Origin of the sequence: Ideonella sp. B508-1, assembly GCF_000333615.1 — a bacterium.
GTDB lineage: Bacteria > Pseudomonadota > Gammaproteobacteria > Burkholderiales > Burkholderiaceae_C > Ideonella.
In genome coordinates, this window is the sequence record NZ_BADL01000097.1 from 1 (window position 1) to 5,458 (window position 5,458).

6 protein-coding genes are annotated in these 5,458 nt (G+C 71.6%); all 6 read right to left on the reverse strand.

The annotated features are described in order from the left end of the window. A partial coding sequence (locus I73_RS25845) for a hypothetical protein (RefSeq protein ID WP_040499510.1) occupies positions 1–204 on the reverse strand: 204 nt, incomplete at its 3' end. Between the two features lie 50 nt (positions 205–254). Next, the gene (locus I73_RS04155) at positions 255–863 is read right to left on the reverse strand and encodes a poly-beta-hydroxybutyrate polymerase N-terminal domain-containing protein (protein WP_083876540.1); all 609 of its coding nucleotides are present in this window, start codon (positions 861–863) and stop codon (positions 255–257) included. Further along, positions 860–1,945: a patatin-like phospholipase family protein gene (locus tag I73_RS25850; RefSeq protein ID WP_022979460.1), complete on the reverse strand. Its 1,086-nt coding sequence runs from the start codon at positions 1,943–1,945 to the stop codon at positions 860–862. Before I73_RS25850 ends, I73_RS04155 begins: the two co-directional genes overlap by 4 nt. A gap of 13 nt (positions 1,946–1,958) precedes the next feature. Then, positions 1,959–3,191 carry an acetate/propionate family kinase gene (locus I73_RS04165; RefSeq protein WP_022979461.1) on the reverse strand — a complete coding sequence of 411 codons (1,233 nt, stop codon included), beginning with the start codon at positions 3,189–3,191 and terminating at the stop codon, positions 1,959–1,961. Then, positions 3,188–4,591 (reverse strand): bifunctional enoyl-CoA hydratase/phosphate acetyltransferase, encoded by a 1,404-nt coding sequence (locus I73_RS04170; protein ID WP_022979462.1) that lies wholly within the window; start codon positions 4,589–4,591, stop codon positions 3,188–3,190. The genes I73_RS04165 and I73_RS04170 overlap by 4 nt, the downstream gene beginning before the upstream one ends. A gap of 48 nt (positions 4,592–4,639) precedes the next feature. Continuing rightward, positions 4,640–5,425, reverse strand: coding sequence for an enoyl-ACP reductase FabI (gene fabI / locus I73_RS04175; RefSeq protein WP_022979463.1), 786 nt, complete (start codon positions 5,423–5,425; stop codon positions 4,640–4,642). Between the last annotated feature and the right edge of the window lie 33 nt (positions 5,426–5,458).

Below are 5,458 nucleotides of genomic sequence, written 5' to 3' on the forward strand. Positions count from 1 at the left end.
CGCCTTGAAGATGAGCATCTGCTCAGGCCCATCAAGTTGAGTCGGGAGGGGCTGCTCTTGAACGCCGAGTTGAAGGCCAGGAGCGACGCTGAACACCGGCGCCGCGTTGCAGTGATGGCCAGCTTCCTTGACTTCAAGAAGCTTCAAGAAGGCATCCTCGTTCACGAAGGACTTGGCGGCCTCGTCACCCAGGCCGTCAAGCAACACGAGGTCAGTCGGTACTACGTCTACAAGAACTGGAGCAATCTTTGCCGCTACGGCCTCGAAGAGAAGAGCCTGATCCTCAGGTCGGCCGGCCGCACCGGGGCCAGGCCATGCTGCTGGCGCCAGCCGTCCAGCGCGTTGATCCAGCCGTTGACCAGGTTGCTGCCCAGGGTCTCGCGGGTGCGCTCGCGCACCTCCGGGTTGCCCCAGAGCCCGGTGTTGCTGGGCGACAGCATGTCCAGCCACTGGCGGGCGTAGAAGCGTGCCATCTCCTGGTGGTGTGGCTCCATGCCGCGCAGTCGGGTGGCGTCGTCCCACCAGGCCTCGGCCTCATGGTAGGCATGCACCACCGGGGCCCAGGGCCAGTGCTTCCAGCCCGGGTGCGCAAAGCGCGGGTCGGTGTCGTCTTCCGGCCGGTTGTGCAAGGTGTCGGCCCACCAGTGCAGCGCGCTCTGCTGGGCCGCGGTGGCCAGGCGGGTGGCCTGGGCCGGCTGGCTGGCCAGGTGCAGGGCCCAGTCCAGGCCCGCCAGGGCCAGCGAGATGGGCGAGAGCCCGCTGCTGGCCGGCGCCAGGGCCGCATGCAGCCGGCTGTCGAACAGGGTGGCGGTGCGGCGGGCGTGCTCCTCGGCGGACAGCACGGGGGTGAGGGTGTCTTTCATGGAGACCTCGGGGAGAGAAGGTCGGGTGCGGGCAGGGCCGGCAGGGGGCTGACCGCGCCACAGGAGGTGAAGACGCGGGACAGATCCACCGTGGCGGCCTGACCCAGTTGGGTGCCGTGGCGGGCCAGCCACTGGGTGGCCAGCGCGCGGCCCTGCTCAAACAGCGTCAGCAGGAAGTCGTGCTGCACCATCATCTTGCTCTCGACGGACAGTTCGCCCAGCAGGGCACCGCCGTCGAGCAGGTGAAAGCGGCTGCGGGCCAGCAGGCGGTCCAGCCGGTCGGCCGGCCACCAGCGGCGCCGGGCCCGCTGCTGGGCCTGGGCCAGCAACTGCATCTCGCGCAGAAAGCCGGCCTGCACGCTCATCGCGCTGAGTCGGGCCTGGATGTCGGCCCCGGTCTGGGGTGTCTGCGCATAGTGCAGCGGGTTGAGCAGCACCAGCAGGGTGTCGCGGGCGCGGCCTTCCGCCACCAGCGGCAGCACCGCCGGGTTGGCGCTGTAGCCGCCGTCCCAGTAGGCCACGCCGTCGATCGGTACCGGGTGGAACAGGGTGGGCAGACAGGCCGAGGCCAGCAGCACCTCGCAGCTCAGCTCGTCCTCGGTGAACAGGCGGGTGCGGCCGGTGTCGGCCTCGGTGGCAGCGACAAAGAGCTTGACCGGTGCCTCGCGCCGCAGCCGCTCGAAGTTGAACTGCGCCTGCACCACCTCGCGCAGCGGGTTGATGTCCAGCGGGTTGAAGTTGGCCGGCCCCAGATGGCGGGTCCTGTCCAGGGCCAGGTTCATACAGGGCACGGCACCGGTGCCCAGGTTCTGCATGGGCAGCATGCCCACCAGGGCCGGCACGCTGTCGGCCACCGCCTTCCAGAAGCGTCGCAGGCTGGCGCGGGCGCCTTCGGCTCCATCGTCAAACAGCCCCTGGGCCAGGGCCACCGCGTTCATCGCCCCGGCGCTGGTGCCGCTGATGGCCACGGGGCGGATGCGGCCGTCCTCCAGCAGGGCGTCCAGCACGCCCCAGGTGAAGGCGCCATGGGCGCCACCCCCTTGCAAGGCCAGGTTGACGGGCAGGGACGACAGAGCGGACATGGCGGGGACTCCTTCAGGCCAAGCCCTGCTGACGCAGCAGGGCAAAGGTGGCGCGGGCGGCAACCCGGCCCTCGTCGGTGGGCACCACCCACACCTCCACCGGGCTGCCGGCGGCGTGGATGGGGGCGACCCGGTCTCCCTTGGCATCGTGGTTGGCCGCGGCATCGGGCCGGGTGCCCAGCCAGGTCAGCCGGGTCAGCAGGTCCTCGCGCAACTGTGCATCATGCTCCCCGATGCCGCCGGTGAAGGCGATCATGTCCACCCCGCCCAGCACGGCCAGCAGGGCCCCGGCCTCGCGCAGCAGGCGGTAGGTGAACAGCTCGATGGCCTCGCGGGCGGCCGGCGCGTCGCTGGCGCGCAGGGTGCGCATGTCGGCCGACAGGCCCGAGACGCCCTTGAGGCCCGAGCGCTTGTAGAGCAGGGTCTCGACCTCGTCCACCGTCTGGCCCTGGCGCCACAGGTGCAGCAGCACGCCGGGGTCCACGCTGCCGCTGCGGGTGCCCATCATCAGCCCGTCCAGGGCCGAGAAGCCCATGGTGGTGGCCACCGAGTGACCATCCCGCGCTGCACACAGGCTGGCGCCGTTGCCCAGGTGGGCCATCAGCACGCGGCCGCCAGCGCGTGGTGTGCGGCGCTGCAGCTCGCGCAGCACGAACTGGTAGGACAGACCGTGGAAGCCGTAGCGCTGCACACCCTGGTCCCACAGGCCGCGGTCCACCGGCAGGCGGTGCTCCACCGCCGGCATGCCGGCGTGGAAGGCGGTGTCGAAGCAGCCCACCTGGGGCAGGTCCGGCAGGGCCTTCTGCAGCGCGCGCACGCCGGCCAGGTTGTGCGGCTGGTGCAGCGGGGCCAGCGGGTTGAGTTCAGCCAGCGCGGCCAGCGTGGCCTCGTCCAGCAGGCAGGGTTCGACGAAGCGCTGGCCGCCATGGACGATGCGGTGGGCCACGCCCTTGAGGCGGATGCCGGCCTGCCCCAGGGTCTCGACCAGCAGGGCCAGGGCCAGCTCGAAGCGGCCCAGGCCCTCGCGCGCGGGCAGCGGCAGGGCGTCGTGCCCGCCCACGCACAGCCGGGGCTGGCCGCCGGGCTCCAGGCCCTGGAACTCGCCCGACCAGACGGCCGGGCCGTGCTCGGCATAGACGCCGAACTTCAGCGAGGACGAGCCGGCGTTGACCGAGAGCACCGCCGCGTGCCCGCGCAGCACCCGGTTCAGGCCGGGTGGCAGGGCCAGGGCGTCGGCGGCGTTCATGCCTGGGCGCTCCGGGCGGCCAGCACGGCCAGCGCGGCCGAGGCCATGCGCGAGGCAGCGGTGTCGGCCCGGCTGGTCAGGGCGATGGGCACACGTGCGCCCAGCACCACGCCGCAGCTGGAAGCGCCCGCCAGGTACTCGAGCTGCTTGGCCAGCATGTTGCCGGCCTCCAGGTCGGGCACCATCAGGATGTCGGCCTGGCCCGCCACCGGCGAGACGATGCCCTTGATGCGGGCCGCCTCGGCCGAGATCGCGTTGTCGAAGGCCAGCGGGCCGTCCAGCAGCGCACCAGCGATCTGCCCGCGGTCGGCCATCTTGCACAGCGCCGCCGCTTCCACGGTGGAGGGGATGCGCGGCGTCACCGTCTCCACGGCCGACAGGATGGCCACCTTGGGCTGGGCCACACCCAGCGCGTGCGCCAGGTCGATGGCGTTGCGCACGATGTCGGCCTTGGCCGCCAGATCCGGCGTGATGTTCAGCGCCGCGTCGGTCACCAGCAGGGGCTTGGGATAGGCCGGCACCTCGAAACGGAAGACATGCGACATGCGGCGCTCGGTGCGCAGCCGATGCTCAGCCACCACCGCTTCCATCAGCTCGTCGGTGTGCAGGCTGCCCTTCATCAGCATGGCCACCTGGCCGTCGGCGGCCAGGGACACGGCCAGGGCCGCGCTGTCGTGGCTGTGGGCGGTGTCGCGCAGCTCCACGCCCTCCAGCGAGAGGCCACCGGCCGCGGCCACCGCCTCGATGCGGGCACGCGGGCCCAGCAGCACTGGCACGATCAGGCCGTGCTGGGCCGCCTCCAGCGCGCCGCGCAGCGAGCCGTCGTCGCAGGGGTGTACCACCGCGCAGCGCACCGGCGCGCCGCCGGCCAGGCTGGCGATCCAGGCCTGCAGCCGGGCCTCGGGGTCGAACAGGTGCATCGTCGGCAGGGCGGCGCGCGGTCGCACCACCTTGTCCTTGGGCGCCTTCACCAGGGCTTCGCCGGACACCACCTCCTCGCCGGCCTGGTTGTTCACCGCGCAGGCCAGCACCACGGTGTGGTGGGTGTCGTCCTTGCTGCGCACCGTCACCGTCACGGTCAGCGTGTCGCCAACCCGCACCGGGCGCTCGAATTTCAGCGTCTGCGACATGTAGATGGTGCCCGGGCCCGGGAACTCGGTGCCCAGCACGGTGGAAATGAGCGCGCCGGCGAACATGCCGTGCACGATCACCCCGTGAAAGCGCGTGCCGTTGGCGTAGGCCGGGTCCACATGGGCCGGGTTCACATCGCCCGAGACCAGGGCGAAGGCCTGGATGTCGGCATTGCTCAGCGTGCGCCGCAGCGTGGCGCTCTGGCCGACCTGCAGCTCGTCGTAGGTCACGTTCTCGATCAGGTCGCTGTCGTGCAGGCTCTCGCTCATGGACACATCCGTGCAGAAGAGGGATAGGAACGGGGAACGGCGCCGGCCTCAGCGTACCGCATGGTCGCCGGCATCCACATACAAGGTCTGGCCGGTCATGCCGCTGGCGTCCGGCCCCACCAGAAAGGCCACGCAGCGGCCGATCTCGTCGAGCGTCACCAGCCGGCGCAGCGGCGCGGTCTGGGCCGTGCGGGTCATCAGCTCGTCGAAGGCCAGCAGGCCCGAGGCCGCCCGGGTGGGCACCGGCCCGGGCGAGACGGCATGCACCCGCACGTTCTTGGGCCCCAGCTCCACCGCCATGTAGCGCACCAGGGACTCCAGCGCCGCCTTCACCGGCCCCATCAGGCCGTAGTGCGGCACGGCCTCGTCGGCGCCGATGTAGCTCATGGTCACCAGGGCGCCGCCGTCGCCCAGGTGCGGTTCCATCAGCCGCGCCATCTCGGCAAAGGAATGGCAGGACACCCGCATCGCCTGGTTGAAGCCCTCGGCCGTGCTGTCCACCACCCGGCCGTGCAGGTCGTCCTTGGGTGCCCAGGCGATGGAGTGGATGCCGAAGTCCAGCCCGCCCAGCGCGTCGGCCGCCGCGTTCACCGCGGCCTGCAGCTCCCCCGGCTCCTCCACATTGCAGCGCAGCAGCGGCGCGCCGATGCGTTCGGCCAGCGGGGCCACGTAGGGCACGGACTTCTCGTTCAGGCAGGTCAGCGCCAGGCGGGCGCCGCGCTCGGCCAGCACCCGGGCGCAGCCCCAGGCGATGCTGTGCTCGTTGGCCACGCCCAGCACCAGGCCGCGCAGCCCTTCCAGGGGGCGGTGGGTCGGCGTAACAGGATCGCTCATGACGGTCGCTCCTTGCGGCAGGTCAGGCTCTAG

What these genes read in the sequence shown, in the direction of transcription:
- I73_RS04155 (WP_083876540.1), bottom strand. Translation starts at nt 863, where the DNA reads ATGAAAGACACCCTCACCCCCGTGCTGTCCGCCGAGGAGCACGCCCGC.
- I73_RS25850 (WP_022979460.1), bottom strand. Translation starts at nt 1,945, where the DNA reads ATGTCCGCTCTGTCGTCCCTGCCCGTCAACCTGGCCTTGCAAGGGGGT.
- I73_RS04165 (WP_022979461.1), bottom strand. Translation starts at nt 3,191, where the DNA reads ATGAACGCCGCCGACGCCCTGGCCCTGCCACCCGGCCTGAACCGGGTG.
- I73_RS04170 (WP_022979462.1), bottom strand. Translation starts at nt 4,591, where the DNA reads ATGAGCGAGAGCCTGCACGACAGCGACCTGATCGAGAACGTGACCTAC.
- fabI (WP_022979463.1), bottom strand. Translation starts at nt 5,425, where the DNA reads ATGAGCGATCCTGTTACGCCGACCCACCGCCCCCTGGAAGGGCTGCGC.